The sequence below is a fragment of the Streptomyces phaeoluteigriseus genome, from assembly GCF_001896135.2.
Taxonomy (GTDB): domain Bacteria; phylum Actinomycetota; class Actinomycetes; order Streptomycetales; family Streptomycetaceae; genus Streptomyces; species Streptomyces phaeoluteigriseus.
On record NZ_MPOH02000016.1, the window covers coordinates 175,209 to 192,844 of the forward strand.

A 17,636-nucleotide genomic window follows, 5' to 3' on the forward strand; every position below is an offset into this window, starting at 1 on the left:
GCCTTGGCGATGGCGCCGGCGAGCAGGCCGATGATGATCCACGCGATGATGCCCATGGTGCGTCTCCGCTTCGTCATATAAAGGCTGTGTCAGATCATCGTCTGAACCAATCGCGCCCGAACAAACCTCTTCTCCGAACCCGGCCGTGCCGGCTCCTGACTCCAGCTCCCGCCGTCGGCGCGGCGGCGACGTCAGGCGGCGACCGGCGACCGGCGTGTGCGCGGCCGTGGTCGACGTGGTCACCCCGCTCAGCCAAATGAGTTCGCCCGGCAGTTCCAGCGTTCTCGCTGAGCCGCTGCCTCCCTCCGAAACCTCCCTCCGAACGAGGATCTTCGTCGGTCACTGTGCTTCTTCTTCATGGCGGTCGCCGTCTCGGGGGTTCCTTCCTGGAACCCGCCGGACGAGACCATGCGCGCATGCCCGTACCTCGGTTGCCGTCGGCGTGCGGACGCGGTCCCCGTCTGCGCAAGACCCTCGCAGGAGCAGGTCGACGGGGGGCCTCACGGATCAGAAGTGGTGCGTCTTCCGGCCCGTCGAAGCGGTGTCGCGGGGTGTTCGTCGGTGTCTCACTCACGCCCTGCACGGTCTCGCATGCCACGAGTTCTCACGGGCGGGGGCCAACCCCGTGCAGGTGGTCCCAGGTTGTGACGGCCTCGCGAACTTCTTCCACGACCGGCTGCGGTGTCCGGCCCGGCACGGGCGATCGGCGAGGTGATCGGCCCGGCGAGGGGCACGGCGTAAGGGCCGTTGCCCGCCCCTGCCGCGGTCCCGGGCCTGACCAGCGCCGACACCGCGTCGGTCCCTCACCGGGGGGTGGGCGAGCGGCCACAGTGGCGCGGTCACGTCACGGGCTCGGCTCTCCGGTAACGTCAAGGTATGAGTCATCCGCATCCTGGCCTTAAATCCCCCCCGCCGCTGCCCGCAGGAGGCTTGAGGGTCGTTGCCCTGGGCGGCCTGGGCGAGATCGGCCGCAACATGACCGTCTTCGAGTACGCCGGCAAACTGCTCATCGTGGACTGCGGCGTGCTGTTCCCCGAGGAGACGCAGCCCGGGGTGGACGTGATCCTTCCCGACTTCACCTCGATCAGGGACCGCCTCGACGACATCGTGGCCGTCGTCCTGACCCACGGGCACGAGGACCACATCGGGGGCGTGCCCTACCTGCTGCGCGAGCGGTCCGACATTCCCGTCGTCGGGTCGAAGCTGACGCTGGCGTTCCTGGAGGCCAAGCTCAAGGAGCACGGCATCCGGCCGCGCACGGTTCGGGTGAAGGAGGACGACCGGCGGAAGTTCGGCCCCTTCGAGTGCGAGTTCGTCGCGGTCAACCACTCCATCCCGGACGGTCTCGCCGTGGCGATCCGTACCGGAGCCGGACTGGTGCTGCACACCGGCGACTTCAAGATGGACCAGTTCCCCCTCGACGACCGCATCACCGACCTGCGTGCCTTCGCACGGCTCGGCGAGGAGGGCGTGGACCTGTTCCTCACCGACTCCACCAACGCCGAGGTGCCCGGCTTCACCACGTCGGAACGCGAGCTGAACCCGGCGATCGAGCAGGTGATGCGTACGGCGCCGCGCCGGGTCATCGTCTCCAGCTTCGCCAGCCATGTGCACCGCATCCAGCAGGTCCTGGACGCCGCCCACCAGCACGGCCGCAAGGTCGCCTTCGTCGGCCGCTCGATGGTCCGCAACATGGGCATCGCCCGTGAGCTGGGATATCTCAAGGTCCCGTCCGGTCTGGTCGTGACGACCAGGGAGCTGGAGAAGCTCCCCGACCACCGGATCACACTGGTGTGCACCGGTTCCCAGGGCGAGCCGATGGCCGCGCTGTCCCGGATGGCCAACCGCGACCACATGATCCGCATCGGCGAGGGCGACACCGTACTGCTCGCCAGCTCGCTGATCCCCGGCAACGAGAACGCCATCTACCGGGTGATCAACGGACTGACCCGGTGGGGTGCCCACGTCGTCCACAAGGGCAACGCCAAGGTGCACGTCTCCGGGCACGCCAGCGCCGGCGAACTCGTCTACTGCTACAACATCGTCAAGCCGCGCAACGTCATGCCGGTCCACGGCGAGTTCCGCCACCTGCGGGCCAACGGCGACCTCGCCATCCGTACGGGCATCGACCCCGAGCGGGTCGTCATCGCCGAGGACGGTGTCGTCGTCGACCTCGTCGACGGGCGCGCGTCCATCACCGGCAAGGTGCCCGCGGGCAACGTGTACGTGGACGGCACGGAGGTCGGCGGCGTCACCGAGGCGTCCCTCAAGGACCGTCTCACCCTGGCCGAGGAGGGCGTGGTCACCGTCGTGGCCCTCGTCGACGCCGACACCGGCGCGCTGGCCGAGGCGCCCGACTTCCTGGCCCGCGGCTTCGTCCATGACGAGACCACGTTCGAATCCGTCATCCCCGTCATCGAGAAGACCCTGGCCACCGCCGCCGAGGAGGGCGTCGGCGACGCGCGCCAGCTCGAACAGCTGATCGCCCGTGCCGTGGCCAACTGGGCTTTCCGCACCCACCGCCGCAAGCCTCTCATCATCCCCGTCATCATCGACGCCTGACCCGGATCCGGCCGAACCCGCCCGGCCGCCGGCCCATGGCCGGCGGCCGGGACAGAGACGAGGAAACACCGATGAGCGCGCGCTTCGACGAGATCGACTGGCGCCCGACGCCGCTGGGGGACATCAGTCTGCGGCGGCGCAGGTATCCGGGGTTCGCCGAGGACGTGTACGAGGTGAAGCTGGGCGACGAGTTCCTGATGTCCAGCCTCTTCACGGCCGGCGAGATCGCGCTGACGGAGCTGGGGCTGGCGCGGCTGCCCGGCGGCGCCGAGCTGGACGTCGCGGTGGGCGGGCTCGGCCTCGGGTACACCGCGCGGGCAGCTCTGGAGGACCCCCGGGTGCGCTCACTGATCGTGGTGGACGCGCTCGCCGAGGTCATCGACTGGCACGAGCGTCATCTCGTGCCCCTGGGCGCCACGCTGACCGGCGATCCGCGCTGCCGCCTGGTGCACGCGGACTTCTTCGAGGCGGCCGGCAGCCCGGCGGGCCTGGACCCGCGGTCACCGGGGCGCCGCTTCCACGCGATCCTGCTGGACATCGACCATTCGCCGCGGCACGTGCTCAACCCGCGCCACGCCGCCCTGTACCGCCCGGAAGGGCTTCGTGCCCTCGCCGAACACCTGCACCCCGAGGGCGTCTTCGCCCTGTGGTCCAACGATCCGCCGGACGAGCCGTTCACCGGCACGCTCGCGGGCGTCTTCGCGGCGGTCGAGGCCCACGTCGTCGAGTTCGACAACCCGCTCCAGAGCGGCACCGCGACCAACACCGTCTACCTGGCGCGCAGAGACTGAGGCGTGCCCTCCCGGCCTCACGGCGGTCGTGCGGCCGACGAGGGCGCGGTGCCTCACAGGTCGTCGGCCGAGCTGCCCAGGCCCGTCAGGGCGCCCACCGGGTCGGTGTCGGGCGTGCCGCGGGGCCACCAGTCGTCGTGGCCGGGCTCCGATTCGTAGGGGTACCACAAGCCGTCGCGGCCGAAGCGGAGCTGGACGTGGCCGCGGGGGTGGGTGAGGTGGTTGCGCCAGGGGCGGAAGGCGGGGAGGTCGGCGGCGCGCAGGAGGGGGCGGGCGCGGTCGAAGCGGCCGGCGGGCGGGTCCCAGAGGTCCTCCAGGACGGCGAGTCCGTCCTGGCCGCCCTGCCGCCAGGCGGCGACCGCGCGGGCCAGTTCGGCCGGGGTGCGGCCGACGGCGGTGGCGAGGGAGGCGTAGAGGGTGCGGCTGGTGGCGGTGAGCCCGGAGCCGGGGCGGGCGGCGGCGAGCCGTACGCGTCCTGCCACAGGGTCAGTCCGCCGATCTCGTCGTGGCCGGTGGTGAGCAGCGCGTGGGCGCGGACGGCGGCGTCGGAGGCCAGCTGGTCGAGGGCGAAAGAATCGGGGCCGTTCGGCACGGAGGGGTAGGCGGGCGGCTGTTCGGGGTGCTGGGGGGCGGGCAGGGGTGCCGGCAGCGGCGGGAGCCGGCGTGCGGCGAGGGCGTCGGTGGCGCGGATGCCGGGGACGGGTTCCGGTTCCTGGTCCTGGGCGGCGCGGGCGGCCCGTGCGGCGTTGCGGCGGGACAGCGTGTCGAGCAGCTCGCGTTCGCCCCGGCCGCGCAGCAGGAGCAGGACGAACGGGTCGGCGTCGAGGAGCCGCGCGGTCTGGTAGCAGAGGGCCGCCACGTGCTTGCAGGGATGTCCGTGGTCGGGACAGCTGCATTGGGGGGCGAGGTCGCCGGGACCGGGCAGGAGCGGCACGCCGCAGTCGGCGAGGGACTCCGGCAGCTCCTTGTCGAGCAGCGCGGCGATGTGCCCCGGCCGCTCGACCGCGGCGTCCAGGAATCGCTCCCAGTCCTCGTCGCCGAGTGTGCGCAGTCGTACCTGGACGCGGTACGGCCGGGCGCGGCTGCCCTGCACGTACGCCAGGACGAGGCCAGGGGTGACGGTGATGGCGTCCACGTGTCCCTGCTCGGCGTAGCCCCGCCCGCGCGCGAGCCGCTTGGCGTCCAGGGCGCCCTCTTCCAGCGCCGTGACCCAGGCGTTGCCCCACCAGGTCTCGGCGAAGCCGCCGCCCGCGTCGGCCGGCCGGGGCGGGAAGGCGGGGTAGGTGCGGCGGTGATCGCCGTCGCGGGTGGGGGCGGCCATGGAGCGGGCGGCCGGGGCGGGCTCGGGCGCGGTGGGTTCGGGCGCTGTGGCCTCGCGCTCGGTGGCGTCGGTGGTGTCGGTGGTGTCGCCCGCGTCGGCCGGCCGGGGCGGGAAGGCCGGGTAGGTGCGGCGGTGATCGCCGTCGCGCGCGGGGGCCGCCATGGAGCGGGCAGCGGGGGCGGGCTCGGGCGCGGCGGGTTGGGGCGCTGTGGCCTCACGCTCCGCGGGCTCGGCGGCGTCGGCGGGCTCGGCGGCGTCGGCGGTGTCGGTCTCCGGTGGCATCCGGAAGGCGTCCGCGAGGAAGGTCCGTACGTCCCGCACGCGGGCGTCGGCGACACGGGCGCCCGGACGGCCGGCGCTCCCGGACGCCACGGGGCGGGCGCTCGCGCGCGAGGTCCGGCGTGTGCTCCTGCCGTCTCCAGGCTCCCCGGACTCCGACGGGGTCTGCCGCGCCTGTGCACGGGCCGCGCGCAGGGCCTCCCGGGCCACGTCCCCCGGCCGCACGCCGGACGGCCGCACGCCGGACGTGCCCGGCTCGTCCGGTGCCGGAGGTACGTCGCCTGCCCCAGGGACGTCCGCCGCCGCGGGTACGTCGGTCGGCGGGTCCTCCTCCTGGGCCCGGGGCACCTCCGTCGTACGCCGCAGGGCCGCGCGCGCGGCGTCGGCCGGCCGGGACGAGGTGCCGTCGGACTCCGGGGGGACCTCCTGAGGCTGGTCCTGGGGCAGCGCCGAAGGTTCCGCGGGTGCCGGGGCCGGCGTCGGTTCCTCCGACCGCTCCCGGGCGGCCCGCAGGGCGCGGCGGACCGCCTCGGCCGGGCTGATGTCCTGCTCGTCCTCCGCCATCACGCCTCCCTCCGCAGCCTGACCAGGTCGGACAGTTCACGGTCCGTCAGTTCGGTGAGGGCCGACTCGCCGGAGCCGAGGATCGCGTCGGCGAGGGCGCGCTTGACCTGGAGCATCTCGGCGATGCGGTCCTCGATGGTGCCCTCGGTGATGAGGCGGTGGACCTGGACGGGCTGGGTCTGGCCGATGCGGTAGGCGCGGTCGGTGGCCTGTTCCTCCACGGCCGGGTTCCACCAGCGGTCGAAGTGGACGACATGGCCCGCGCGGGTGAGGTTCAGGCCGGTGCCGGCCGCCTTGAGCGACAGGACCAGGACGGGGGTGGCGCCGTCCTGGAAACGGTCCACCATGCGCTCGCGCTCGGGCACCGGTGTGCCGCCGTGCAGGAGGTCCACCGGGATCGCGCGGCCGGCGAGGTGGGCGGCGATCAGCCGGGCCATGCCGACGTACTGGGTGAAGACCAGGGCCGAGCCGTCCTCGGCCAGCAGGGTGTCCAACAACTCGTCCAGCAGGGCGAGTTTGCCGGAGCGGGCGGCAAGGGCGTCACCCGTGGCGGGGGCCTGCTCCTTGAGGTACAGCGCCGGGTGGTCGCAGATCTGCTTGAGCGCGCCGAGCAGCTTGAGGACCAGGCCGCGGCGGGCGATGCCGTTCGCCGTCTCGATGACGTCCAGCGACTCGCGCACCACCGCCTCGTACAGCGCGGCCTGTTCGCGGGTGAGCGGGACCGGGTGGTCGGTCTCGGTCTTGGGCGGCAGCTCGGGGACGATGCCGGGGTCGGACTTCTTGCGGCGCAGCAGGAAGGGGCGGACCAGGCGGGCGAGGCGCTGGACGGCCTCCTCGTCCTCGCCGTTCTCCACGGCGCGCGCGTGGCGGGCGCGGAAGGCCTTCAGGGGGCCGAGCAGGCCGGGGGTCGTCCAGTCGAGGAGGGCCCACAGCTCGGAGAGGTTGTTCTCGACGGGGGTGCCGGTGAGCGCCACGCGCGCGGGTGCGGGAATGGTGCGCAGGGCCTTCGCGGTCGCCGAGAAGGGGTTCTTGACGTGCTGGGCCTCGTCGGCGACGACCATGCCCCAGGGCTGCCGGGCCAGGGTGGTGGCGGCCGAACGCATGGTGCCGTAGGTGGTGAGGACGAAGCCGCCGGTGAGGCCGTCCAGGCTGCGGTCGGCGCCGTGGAAGCGGCGGACGGGGACGCCGGGGGCGAAGCGGTTGATCTCCCGCTGCCAGTTGCCGAGGAGGGAGGCGGGGCAGACCACCAGGGTGGGTTCGGGGCGGGCCCGGCGCAGGTGGAGGGCGATGAGGGTGACCGTCTTGCCGAGGCCCATGTCGTCGGCGAGGCAGCCGCCGAGGCCGAGGGAGGTCATGAGGTCGAGCCAGGCCAGGCCGCGCAGCTGGTAGTCGCGCAGGGTGGCGTCGAGGCCGGCGGGCGGCTCGGCGGGTCGGATGCCGGCGGTGAGGCGGTCGCGCAGGGTGGCCAGGGCGCCGACGGGAACCGCCTCGACGGTCTCGCCGTCGACGTCGGCGGTGCCGGTGAGGGCGACGGACAGGGCGTCCACCGGGTCCAGCAGGCCCAGTTCGCGTTTGCGGGCCTTGCGGACGAGGGCCGGATCGACGAGGACCCACTGGTCACGCAGCCGGACGACGGGTCGGTGTGCCTCGGCGAGGGTGTCCATCTCGGCCTCGCTGAGGGGGTCGCCACCGAGGGCCAGCTGCCAGCGGAACTGGAGCAGGTCCTCGCTCTCGAAGAAGCCGGTGCCGTCCGTCGCGGAGCCGGGAGCGGGCCGTACGACGGCGGTCGCGCTGAGGTCCTGGGCGAGGTCGCGCGGCCAGTGCACGGCGACCCCGGCCGCCGCGAGGCGGGTCGCGGCCACGCCGAGGAGGTCGTTCAGCTCGTCCTCGGACAGGGCCAGGACGTCGGGTGCGTCCTGGTCGGCGAGGCGGGCGAGGGGGGCCCAGACGCGGGCGGCACGCCGGACGGCGAGGGCCGCGTCCACGCGGGCGCGGGCCCCGAAGGCGGCGTCCGCCCGACCCGCCCACAGGGCAGCCGCGTCGGTCACCAGGGTCGGGTCGGCGAGGCTGTGGACCTGGACGACGGCGGCACCGGCGCGGCGGGCTCCCTCACCGCCGTCGTCGAACAGGTCGTACGCCGACAGGTCGAGGCGCAGGGAGATCCGCACGCCCGCGTCCATGCCGGCGGCGACCTCGGCCGCCCAGTCGCGGGCGCGGCAGGCCGCTGCGGCCGGCGGTCGGCGAAGGGCTTTCCGGAGGCGTGGGGTGCGGCCGGGGTGCGGGGCAGGGTGTCGGCGACGGCGTCCAGGAAGGAGCGCATCAGCGCCTCGGGCTGCGGCAGCCGGAGCGGGCCGGGGCCGGGCAGCGGCACGGCATGGCCCTCGCAGGGCAGGGCGGCGGCGACCGCGCGCAGGTGCGCGATGTCCTCCGGTTCGAGCGGGCCGGCCGCCAGGCGTCATGGCCTGCCGGGGTGAGGCCGGGCAGCAGCCGGCCGCGGGCGGCGAGCCGCAGGGCGTGCAGGGCGGCGGCGCCCCAGCAGGCGGTCGCGGGGTGGGCTGCGGGGTCGTGCCGGGCGCGCACCAGGAACGGGAGGGCCGCCTCGACGGGCAGCGACAGGGCGGGGGTCTGCCGGCGGCGGACCGAGGTCCCGTGGCGGCGGACGACGGTCAGCTCGGTCAGCTCGGTGCGGCCGGCGGGCGCGGGGTCGGGCAGCGGGCCGTCGTCGGGGTCCCAGAAGGCGATCCGCCCCTCGCGCGGGAGGGGCGCGGGCAGGAAGACGGCGGCGAGGCGCGCGCCGATCGGCTCCGCCGGGTGCCCGGCGACCGCGGTCGTTTCCCTCATGCGCTGTGTCCACCTCCCGCCCGCGTGTCGGATCAGTCGTCTTCGACTCTACGGGCGGGGTCTGACAATCGGCTCCGGGCCGCCGGCCCCGCGTGGACGACGGGGCGCGCGGGGGCTGGGGCCGGTGCCCTAGGGGACGGTGCGCGAGACGACGTACACCATCGGGTAGATGGCGTTCCCGGTGTTCACCACCACGTCCTGGGTGGGCTGGGGGGCCTTCTGCCTGCGGACGAAGCCGTAGTAGTCGCCGGGCCGGGAGCCCGGTCCGGAGAACTTCCAGCCGGTGATGGACCGGTCGCGCTCGCTGATGGTGATGTCGTCCTTCTTCAGGTCGGACCGGCTGTAGCCGAGTGCGGCGAGGAAGGCGTCCAGTCCCTCGTGGGTGGTCTGGAACTGGACGTAGAGACGGCTGGTGCGCCAGTTGTTCGTCTCGTAGTAGGCGACCTTGTTCGCCGGGTGCGGGACCGGCACCTGGTAGAGGCGCTGCTGGACCTTGGAGGGCCAGGCCTCGGTGAGGCCGGTCGCCGAGTACTTCGCCTCCTTGTCCTTACCGCTGTCGCGGCTCTGGTTGGCGGAGATCACCAGGTAGCCGGCCGGGACGCCGATGAGCAGACCGATGATCAGCAGGGTGAGCGCGCGGCGGCGGATCACGTGGCCGCGGGTCTCGGGCGGGCGGGACGGCCCGTCCGAGGACGCGGAGCGGTGGGGCGGGGCGGCCGTCATGCGGTGTCCCGGGTGGCGCGGCGGGCGGCCTCGGCGAACCGTTCGTAGCGCTCGAAGCGCTCCACGCGGCGGCGCTTGGCGCGCCGGAAGCGGCGGGCGACCAGGCGGGCCAGGTCGGCGGCGCCGACCATGCCGGCCTCGGGGCCGAGCTGGGCGCGGACGATCCGGGCCTCGGGGCGGTAGCCGCGCCCGGTGAGCTGCCGCTTGAACGCGTCCCGCGCGGGCCGATGAGCAGATCGTCGGCGGCCGAGACGCCGCCGCCGATCACGAAGCAGGACGGGTCGAGGGCGGCGGCCAGGTTGGCGATGCCGACGCCGAGCCACTGGCCGATGTCCTGGAGCAGCTCGGTGCACATGGCGTCGCCCTCGCGGGCCAGTTCGGTGATCATCGGGCCGGTGATGTCGCCGATGTTGCCCTTGACATGCTCGATGATCCCGTACGCCACCGGGGAGTCCGCCGCGGCCAGTTCGCGCGCCTCTCTGACCAGCGCGTTGCCGGAGCTGTACTGCTCCCAGCAGCCGCGGTTGCCGCACGGGCAGCGGTGGCCGCCGGGCACGACCTGCATATGGCCGAACTCGCCCGCGACGCCGTACTTGCCGCGCTTGACCTGGCCGTCCTCCAGGATGGCGCCGCCGATGCCGGTCCCGAGGGTGATCATGACGAGGTGGTCCTCGCCGCGGCCGGCGCCGAAGCGCCACTCCGCCCAGGCGGCGGTGTTGGCGTCGTTGTCGACGAGGACGGGCACCGCGAGGCGGTCGGCGATGCGGTCGCGCAGCGGCTCGTTGCGCCAGGACAGGTGGGGGGCGAACAGGACGCGGTTGCGGTCGGCGTCGACCCAGCCGGCCGCGCCGATACCGACCGCGTGCACATCGTGCCGGTCGGACAGGTCCAGGACCAGTTCGACGATCGTGTCCTCGACGACCTTGGGGCTCTTGGACTTGTCCGGGGTCTCGGTGCGGAGCTTCTCCAGGATGTTGCCGTCCGCGTCGACGACGCCCGCCATGACCTTGGTGCCGCCGATGTCGATCCCGACCGTGGGCACCCGGGGTGCGGTCAGGTGGGAACGGCGCTCGCGGGTGCCGGCCGTGCGCAGCGCGGTGGCTCGGCGGGAGCCGATGGGGGCGGTGAGGTCGCGGTAGGTGCTCATCACGGCCGATTCTGCCGCACGGGTACCCGCGGTGCCGAACGCGGGAGGCCAGGGAGCCGGACCGGTTGCCGGACGCGGGAGGCCCGGGGGTCGGGCCGGTTGCCGAACGCGGGAAGCCCGAGGACCGGACCGGATACCGAACGCGGGAGACTCGGGGTCGGGCCGGGCCGGTTGCCGGCCGCAGGCCCGTCGTCGGCTTTGCGCGCGCCCGCGGCGGAGCCGCACGTGGACCCGGCCCCGTCCTCCTACGGGGCGCGTTCCAGCTCGTGCCGCAGATCGTCCAGGTCGCTTCCGCCCGCCATCTGCCGGGTGAGGTCGTCGAGGGTCGTCTCATCGCGGGCGTGGTTGCCCACCATCGTGCCCCTCTTCAGGAGGACGAACCGGTCGCCGACCAGGTAGGCGTGGTGGGGGTTGTGGGTGATCAGTACGACACCCAGGCCCTGGTCGCGGGCGGCGGCCACGTACTTCAGGACCACGCCGGACTGCTTGACGCCCAGCGCGGCCGTGGGCTCGTCGAGGACCAGGACCTTGGCGCCGAAGTACACCGCGCGGGCGATGGCCACGCACTGGCGTTCGCCGCCGGAGAGGGTGCCGATGGGCTGGTCGACGTCGCGCAGGTCGATGCCCATGCGCAGGAGTTCGGCGTGGGTGGTGCGGCGCATGAGATCGACGTCCATGCGCTTGAGGGGGCCGGTGCCCTTGCGGGGTTCCGAGCCGAGGAAGAAGTTGCGCCAGACCGGCATCAGCGGGACGACGGCCAGGTCCTGGTAGACGGTGGCGATACCGCGGTCCAGGGCCTCGCGCGGGGAGGACAGCCGGGTCTCCTCGCCGTCGAGGCTCAGGGTGCCGGCGTCGTGCCCGTGCAGCCCGGCGATGATCTTGATGAGGGTGGACTTGCCCGCGCCGTTGTCGCCGAGGACGCAGGTGATCTCGCCCCCGTGGACCTCCAGGGAGACCCCTTCGAGGGCGCGGACGTTGCCGTAGTGCTTGCTGACGCCGGACAGCTCCACGAGCGGCGTACGGCTGTCGGTCGGGGTCGTCGCCGGCGTCATGTGGTGGCCTCCGCGCGCTTGCGGACCCAGGCGTTGAGCAGGGTCGCGAGGAGCAGCATCGCTCCGAGGAAGAACTTGAACCAGTCGGGGTTCCACTCGGCGAAGACGATGCCCTTGCTCGTCATGCCGAAGATCAGCGCGCCCACCGCCGATCCGGCCGCGCTGCCGTAGCCGCCGGTGATCAGGCAGCCGCCGATGACGGCCGCGATGATGTAGATCAGCTCGTTGCCGACGCCCTCGCCGGACTGGACGACGTCGTACGAGAACAGCAGGTGCTGGCCCGAGATCCAGGCGCCGAACGCGACGCCCATGTAGAGGCCGATCTTGGTCTTCGCGACGGGGACGCCGACCGCGCGGGCCGCGTCCTGGTTGCCGCCGACGGCGAAGATCCAGTTGCCGGCGCGGGTGCGCAGGAGGATCCAGGAGGCCACCGCGACCAGGCCGAACCACCACAGGATCGTGATCTTGAAGTTGACGTCGCCGACGGTCAGGGTGGACGCGAAGACGTCCCTGGCGGCGGGGAAGCCCTCCATGTCGGCGATGGTCTTCGTCGAGACGGTGCCGTCGATCAGCTTGGTGAAGCCGAGGTTCATGCCGGTCAGCATCAGGAAGGTGCCGAGCGTGATGATGAAGCTGGGCAGCTTCGTGCGGGTCAGCATGAAGCCGTTGAAGGCGCCGATGGCCAGGGTGACCAGGAGCGAGACGCCGACGCCGACCCAGACGTTCGCCGTCATCTGGTAACTGAACATCGACGACACCAGCGCCGAGGACGTGACCATCACGCCGGCCGAGAGGTCGAACTCGCCGCCGATCATCAGCAGCGCGACCGGGACGGCCATGATGCCGATCGTCGAGGAGGCGTACAGGACCGTGCTGAGGCTGCTCGCGCGCAGGAAGCTGTCGGCGGCGAAGGCGAAGAAGACGAACACCGCGAGCGCGCCGACGACCGAGCCCAGCTCGGGGCGGCCGAGGAGCTTGCGCAGCGGAGAGACCCGGAGCAGCCGCTCGTCCGGGGCGAGCGTGCTCATCGGGTGCCCCGCTCGGTGTACTCGGCCAGCTCGTCCGCCTGGTCCTCGGTGATGATCTGCGGGCCGGTCAGGACGGGCTTGCCGCCGCCGAGGACGTCGCCGTTGTACTTGTACAGCCACAGCAGGTCGACGGCCTGGTAGCCCTGGAGGTACGGCTGCTGGTCGACGGCGAAGCCGAGGGAGTCGTCCGCCAGACCGGCGGCGACCTTGGCGTTGAGGTCGAAGGTGTCGATCTCGGCCTTGCTGCCGGCGCCCTCCCTGGCCTTCACGGCGGTGTCGGCGTACGGCGCGCCGAGGGTGACGACGGCGTCGATCGACGGGTCGGCCTGGAGCTTGGCCTCGATCGCGGACTGCACGTCGGGCATGCTGGTGCCGGTGACGTAGAGGTCGGACACCGGGCCGGCGAAGGTCTTGGCGACGCCGTCGCAGCGCTGCTCGTGGCCGACGTTGCCCTGCTCGTGAAGGACGCAGATCGCCTTCTTCTTCCCGCGCTGGTTCAGCTCCTCGCCGACGGCCTCGCCGGCGATCGTCTCGTCCTGGCCGATGTGGGTGAGCGCGCCGAACGCCTTCGACTCGGCGAGCCGGAGTTCACCGTGATCACGGGGATGCCGGCCTTGCGGGCGCGGGCGAGGGCGGCCTTCATCGCGTCGGGCTTGGCGAGGGTGACGATGATGCCGTCGACCCGCTTGTCGATCGCCGCGTCGACGAGTTGCGCCTGCTGCTGGGCCTCGTCGTCGTGGGAGTACAGGAAGTTGATGTTGTCCTTGACGGCGGCCTGCTTCGCGCCGCTCTGGACGATGTCCCAGAAGGTGTCGCCATCGCCCGAGTGGGTGATCATCGCGAAGGTCCAGCGGGGGGTGTTCACCGCTGCCCTGCCCTGCGCGGCCGCGGCCTCACGGGCGTCCTCGGCACGCTTTCCCCCGGTACTGCTGCATCCCGCGAGGGAGACGCAGAGCACCCCCGCCAAGGCGATCCCTGTCCAGGTCCCAGAACGTGCCACGAGGCCGTGCCCTTCTTGCCGTGTTCCGACGTACGCGCGCGTCCGGCGTTCTCTCACCGGACGCAAACGCCCCAGTATCGAACACGGGGATCATGCGTCTCGTGGCCGGGGATCGCGAGTCGGTCGCATTGTCCGGACATTGCGACCAGGGCGGCTCCCCGGGAGGGGTGCTACGGCCGCACGAGCAGCTGGAACTCGAAGGAGTAGCGGGCCGGGCGGTAGATGTGGTCGCCGAACTCGACCGCGCGGCCCGTGTCGTCGAACGTCGTGCGCTGCATGGTGAGCAGCGGGGCGCCCTCCGGCTCGGCGAGGCGCTCGGCCTCGGCGGCGGTGGCGGCGCGGGCGCCGATGGACTGGCGGGCGCTGTGCAGGGTGATTCCGGCCGACCGCATCATCCGGTACAGGCCCGTGGCCTCCAGTTGGGCGGTGTCCAGGTCCAGCAGGCCGGACGGCAGGTGGTTGGAGAGGTACGCCATCGGCTCCCCGTGCGCGAGCCGCAGCCGCTCCACGCGGTGCACCTCGCTGCCCTCGGCGACCGCGAGTGCGGCCGCGACCTCGGCGGACGCGGGGACGACGGTGTTGATCAGGACCGTCGTCGCGGGGCGCTGGCCCGCCGCCTCCAGGTCGTCGTAGAGGCTGCTCAGTTCCAGGGGGCGCTTGACCTGGCTGTGCACGACCTGGGTCCCGACACCCCGGCGGCGGACCAGCAGGCCCTTGTCCACGAGGGACTGGATCGCCTGGCGGACGGTGGGGCGGGACAGGCCGAGCCGGGCCGCCAGCTCGATCTCGTTGCCCAGCAGGCTGCCGGGGGTGAGCGCCCCGTGCTCGATCGCCGCCTCCAGTTGCTGGGACAGCTGGAAGTACAACGGCACCGGAGAGCTTCGGTCCACACGGAGTTCGAGCTGCACGGTCGGGTCCACCTCTGGTTTCGGCACGGGGCCGAGCGTAGCTCCGTGGCCGGTTGACGGGAAGTCGTGTAGTCCGATTGTCCGGACAAACGCATTGACAGGGTGCGGCCTGCGAGGTCACCTTGATTCCATGCGCATCGGGGTCATCGGGACGGGCCGCATCGGCACCATTCATGCGAACACACTCAGCCGTCACCGCGAGGTCGGATCCCTCATCCTGACGGACGCGGAACCCGCGCGGGCCGCGGATCTGGCGCTGCGGCTGGGCGAGACGGCCGCCCCCGGGGTCGACGAGATCTTCCGGTGGGGCGTGGACGCGGTGGTGATCACCACCGCGACCTCGGCGCACGCCGAACTCATCGGCCGGGCGGCACGCTCCGGGCTCCCGGTGTTCTGCGAGAAGCCCATAGCCCTGGACCTGGCGGGCACCCTGGCGGCGATCGCCGAGGTCGAGGCAGCCGGAACGACCCTCCAGATGGGGTTCCAGCGCCGCTTCGACGCCGGGTACACGGGCGCCCGGGAGGCGGTGCGCTCGGGGCGGCTCGGGCGGCTGCACACCGTGCGCGCGGTGACCTCCGACCAGTCGCCGCCGCCCGCCGCGTGGCTGCCGGTGTCCGGCGGCCTGTTCCGGGACGCGCTGATCCACGACTTCGACGCACTGCGCTGGGTGACCGGCCGCGAGGTGGCGGAGGTGTACGCCGCCGGGTCGGACGCCGGGCCCGCGATGTTCCGCGCCGCGGGCGATGTCGACACCGCGGCCGCGGTCCTCACCCTCGACGACGGCACCCTCGCCACGGCCACGGCGACACGGCTGAACGGCGCCGGGTACGACGTCCGCATGGAGCTGGCCGGGGAACTCGACCAGGTCGTGGTGGGACTCGACGACCGCACACCGATCGCCTCCACCGAGCCGACGGGTCCCCCGGCCGCCGACAAACCGTGGACCGGGTTCCTGGAGCGCTTCGGGCCCGCGTACGAGGCGGAGCTGATCGCCTTCGTCGATGTCGTACGGGGCGGACGGCCCAACCCCTGCGACGGCCGCGAGGCCCTCCAGGCCCTCCGGATCGCCGAGGCCTGCGAGGTGTCCCGACGGGAGCGCAGGGCCGTGTCGCTGGCGGAGATCCCTGCGGCACCGGAGGCGACGGGGACGCCGGGGGCGTAGGGACGTCGTAGGGGATGTAGGGACGTAGGGGCCGTAGGAGCGCCGGGCCCGAGGCCGCGGCGCCCTCGCCCACTCCCCTGCGCCGATCATCCGGCCGAAGGCCCGCTGTCCCGTGCCGGCGGGGGCGGCGGGGCGGCGGGGGCGGGTCGAAACGGCCGGACGGCCGGCGGTGACGTCAGGGCGCTCCCCGACCGGGCGGGTCGCGGCAGGCCGGGAGCGGGTCGCGGCAGGCCGGAGCGCTCCTCGTGGGGTCCGCTCCCTTCCGCCGGCTACCAGCGCACCGGCAGGCTCCGCACGCCCCGCATCAGCATGCCCGGCAGCCACTCGCCGGGTGGGCCGTCCAGGGCGAGTCCGGGGGCACGCTCGAGGAGGGAGCGCAGGGCGGTGCGGGCCTCCAGGCGGGCCAGGGGAGCGCCCAGGCAGTAGTGGAGGCCGTGGCCGAAGGCTAGGTGGCCGCGGGTGTCGCGGCGTATGTCGAAGCGGTCCGGGGCCGGGTAGCGGGCGCCGTCGCGGTCGGCGGCGGTGAGGCCGATCATCACGCCGTCGCCCTGGGCGACGGATGTGCCGGCGATCACCAGGGGCTCGGCGGCGAAGCGAAAGGTGGCGTTCTCCACCGGGCCCTCGTAGCGCAGGGTCTCCTCGATCGCGCCGTCGAGGAGGGTCATGTCGACACGCAGGTCGGCGAGTTGGCCGGGGTGTGCGAGGAGGGCGTGGACGGCGTTGGTGATGAGGTTGACCGTCGTCTCGTGGCCGGCGATGAGCAGGACGAACGCCATGCCGCGCAGCTCGCCGGGCGAGAGGCGGTCACCGTCCTCGGCGGTGGTGCGGATGAGGTCGCTGAGCAGGTCGTCGGCGGGTCCGGCGGCGCGCTTGTCCTCGATCAGCTCCGTGAGGTACTCGGCGAGCCTGACGAAGGCGTCGTACTCCTCGGCCCCGCTGGAGGGGGCGACGGCCTCGGTGGACAGCTTGCGGAACTCCGTGCGGTCGATCTCGGGGATGCCGAGCAGCTCGCAGATGACGGTGATCGGCAGCGGGTAGGCGAGGGAGTCCACGAGGTCGGCGCGGCCGTGCGGGAGCATCGCGTCGAGCAGGTCGTCGGTGATCCGCTGGATCCTCGGGCGCAGTTCCTCCACGCGGCGCATGGTGAAGGCGCGGGAGACGAGCGCGCGCAGGCGCGTGTGCTGGGGCGGGTCGGCGGTCAGGAGGTACTTGCCGATCAGCTCCTCGTCGAGGAAGGTCACGCCGATCCGGCTGCCGTCCTTGGCGAGCCGGGGGTCGGCGAGCGCGGCGCGCGCCTCCTCGTGTCCCACGACGAGCCAGGTCTCGTGGCGGGCGTCGGGCTCGGGCAGCCGCACCTTGTGGATCGGGCCGCGCCGCCTGAGATGCGCGTACACCGGATGCGGGTCGCGTCGGAACCCCTCGCCGAACTCCGCCAGGTCGATCGTCTCCACCGTCATGCCGTCCCCTCCCGTCACCGCTCCAACGGCCGGGGCGGCTCCCGAGTGCCCACTCCGCCGGGCGGATCGCGGTTCAGTCCTCGTCCTCCAGCAGTCCCGCGTCGTACGCCAGCAGGGCGATCTGCACCCGGTTGTTGAGGTCGAGCTTGGCCAGGACACGGGAGACGTGGGTCTTGACGGTGGCGACACTCATGAACAGTGCGGCGGCGATCTCGGCGTTGGACAGGCCGCGCCCGACGGCGACCGTGACCTCGCGTTCCCGTTCGCCCAGGACAGCGATCCGGGCACGCGCGCGTGCCCGGCGGTCGTCGGCGGCGGTGCCGGCCACGTGGGCCATCAACTGGCGGGTGACGGTGGGCGACAGGACGGGGTCGCCGGCCGCGACCCGGCGTACCGCCTCGACGATCCGGGCGGGCGGGGTGTCCTTGAGGACGAACCCGGCGGCGCCCGCGCGCAGGGCGCGCAGCACGTGCTCGTCGGCGTGGAAGGTGGTGAGGACGACGACCTGTGGGGCGTCCTCACGGGCACGCAGCCGCCGGGTGGCGGTCAGGCCGTCCACCGACGGCATCCGGATGTCCATCAGGACGACGTCGGGGCGGGTGCGGTCGACCAGCGCCTCGACCTCGCCGCCGTCGGCGGCCTCACCGACGATCTCGATGTCCTCGGCGCCGCCCATCATGAGGGACAGACCGGCTCGTACCAGGGGGTCGTCGTCGACGAGGAGGAGTCTGATCGCAGTCATGGGCCCCACGTAATCACGCTCGGCGCCGGGGAGTTGGCCCTCGGCGGTCGGCGGTCGGC

General features: G+C 73.1%; 9 protein-coding genes and 4 pseudogenes. 3 read left to right on the forward strand and 10 right to left on the reverse strand.

Annotated elements, in window-relative coordinates; all coding sequences use genetic code 11:
* Nucleotides 1-876 precede the first annotated feature (876 nt).
* Together BM536_RS25510 and BM536_RS25515 are read left to right on the forward strand one after the other, a co-directional pair.
* Nucleotides 877-2,562 (forward strand): ribonuclease J, encoded by a 1,686-nt coding sequence (locus tag BM536_RS25510; RefSeq protein WP_073497889.1) that lies wholly within the window; start codon nt 877-879, stop codon nt 2,560-2,562.
* 71 nt (nt 2,563-2,633) lie between these two features.
* Nucleotides 2,634-3,353, forward strand: coding sequence for a polyamine aminopropyltransferase (locus tag BM536_RS25515; RefSeq protein ID WP_094103556.1), 720 nt, complete (start codon nt 2,634-2,636; stop codon nt 3,351-3,353).
* Nucleotides 3,354-3,406: 53 nt separating this feature from the next.
* On the opposite strand, the pseudogene BM536_RS25520 reads toward BM536_RS25515, so the two are convergent.
* The 8 genes and pseudogenes from BM536_RS25520 to BM536_RS25555 form a co-directional block, all read right to left on the reverse strand.
* Nucleotides 3,407-4,674, reverse strand: a pseudogene (locus tag BM536_RS25520) (SWIM zinc finger family protein).
* Nucleotides 4,675-5,516: 842 nt separating this feature from the next.
* Nucleotides 5,517-8,358, reverse strand: a pseudogene (locus BM536_RS25525) (DEAD/DEAH box helicase).
* A gap of 129 nt (nt 8,359-8,487) precedes the next feature.
* A complete protein-coding gene (locus BM536_RS25530; protein WP_094103557.1) occupies nt 8,488-9,081 on the reverse strand; it encodes a sugar kinase in 594 nt (197 codons plus the stop codon).
* Nucleotides 9,078-10,228, reverse strand: a pseudogene (locus BM536_RS25535) (ROK family glucokinase). The gene BM536_RS25530 and the pseudogene BM536_RS25535 overlap by 4 nt, the downstream one beginning before the upstream one ends.
* Before the next feature lie 245 nt (nt 10,229-10,473).
* Nucleotides 10,474-11,280: an ATP-binding cassette domain-containing protein gene (locus BM536_RS25540; RefSeq protein ID WP_073497896.1), complete on the reverse strand. Its 807-nt coding sequence runs from the start codon at nt 11,278-11,280 to the stop codon at nt 10,474-10,476.
* Nucleotides 11,277-12,308, reverse strand: a complete 1,032-nt coding sequence (locus tag BM536_RS25545) for an ABC transporter permease (RefSeq protein WP_073497898.1) — start codon at nt 12,306-12,308, stop codon at nt 11,277-11,279. Before BM536_RS25545 ends, BM536_RS25540 begins: the two co-directional genes overlap by 4 nt.
* A pseudogene (locus tag BM536_RS25550) lies at nt 12,305-13,308 on the reverse strand (sugar ABC transporter substrate-binding protein). Before BM536_RS25550 ends, BM536_RS25545 begins: the two are co-directional and overlap by 4 nt.
* 170 nt (nt 13,309-13,478) lie before the next feature.
* Nucleotides 13,479-14,216 (reverse strand): GntR family transcriptional regulator, encoded by a 738-nt coding sequence (locus tag BM536_RS25555; protein ID WP_094103639.1) that lies wholly within the window; start codon nt 14,214-14,216, stop codon nt 13,479-13,481.
* 130 nt (nt 14,217-14,346) lie between these two features.
* On the opposite strand from BM536_RS25555, the gene BM536_RS25560 reads away from it, so the two are divergent.
* Complete coding sequence (locus BM536_RS25560; RefSeq protein ID WP_073497903.1) at nt 14,347-15,378, forward strand: Gfo/Idh/MocA family protein; 1,032 nt, start codon at nt 14,347-14,349, stop codon at nt 15,376-15,378.
* 269 nt (nt 15,379-15,647) lie between these two features.
* Here the strand turns inward: BM536_RS25560 and BM536_RS25565 are convergent, their stop codons facing one another.
* Both BM536_RS25565 and BM536_RS25570 read right to left on the reverse strand, forming a co-directional pair.
* Entirely contained in the window at nt 15,648-16,835 is a 1,188-nt protein-coding gene (locus tag BM536_RS25565; RefSeq protein ID WP_094103558.1) for a cytochrome P450 family protein, read from the reverse strand.
* Nucleotides 16,836-16,908: 73 nt separating this feature from the next.
* The gene (locus BM536_RS25570; protein WP_094103559.1) at nt 16,909-17,577 is read right to left on the reverse strand and encodes a response regulator; all 669 of its coding nucleotides are present in this window, start codon (nt 17,575-17,577) and stop codon (nt 16,909-16,911) included.
* Between the last annotated feature and the right edge of the window lie 59 nt (nt 17,578-17,636).

Bases quoted from the DNA above. Each gene is read 5' to 3' on its own strand.
- BM536_RS25540 (WP_073497896.1), bottom strand. From the start codon at position 11,280: ATGACGCCGGCGACGACCCCGACCGACAGCCGTACGCCGCTCGTGGAG.
- BM536_RS25565 (WP_094103558.1), bottom strand. From the start codon at position 16,835: ATGACGGTGGAGACGATCGACCTGGCGGAGTTCGGCGAGGGGTTCCGA.
- BM536_RS25510 (WP_073497889.1), top strand. From the start codon at position 877: ATGAGTCATCCGCATCCTGGCCTTAAATCCCCCCCGCCGCTGCCCGCA.
- BM536_RS25545 (WP_073497898.1), bottom strand. From the start codon at position 12,308: ATGAGCACGCTCGCCCCGGACGAGCGGCTGCTCCGGGTCTCTCCGCTG.
- BM536_RS25560 (WP_073497903.1), top strand. From the start codon at position 14,347: ATGCGCATCGGGGTCATCGGGACGGGCCGCATCGGCACCATTCATGCG.
- BM536_RS25515 (WP_094103556.1), top strand. From the start codon at position 2,634: ATGAGCGCGCGCTTCGACGAGATCGACTGGCGCCCGACGCCGCTGGGG.
- BM536_RS25570 (WP_094103559.1), bottom strand. From the start codon at position 17,577: ATGACTGCGATCAGACTCCTCCTCGTCGACGACGACCCCCTGGTACGA.
- BM536_RS25530 (WP_094103557.1), bottom strand. From the start codon at position 9,081: ATGACGGCCGCCCCGCCCCACCGCTCCGCGTCCTCGGACGGGCCGTCC.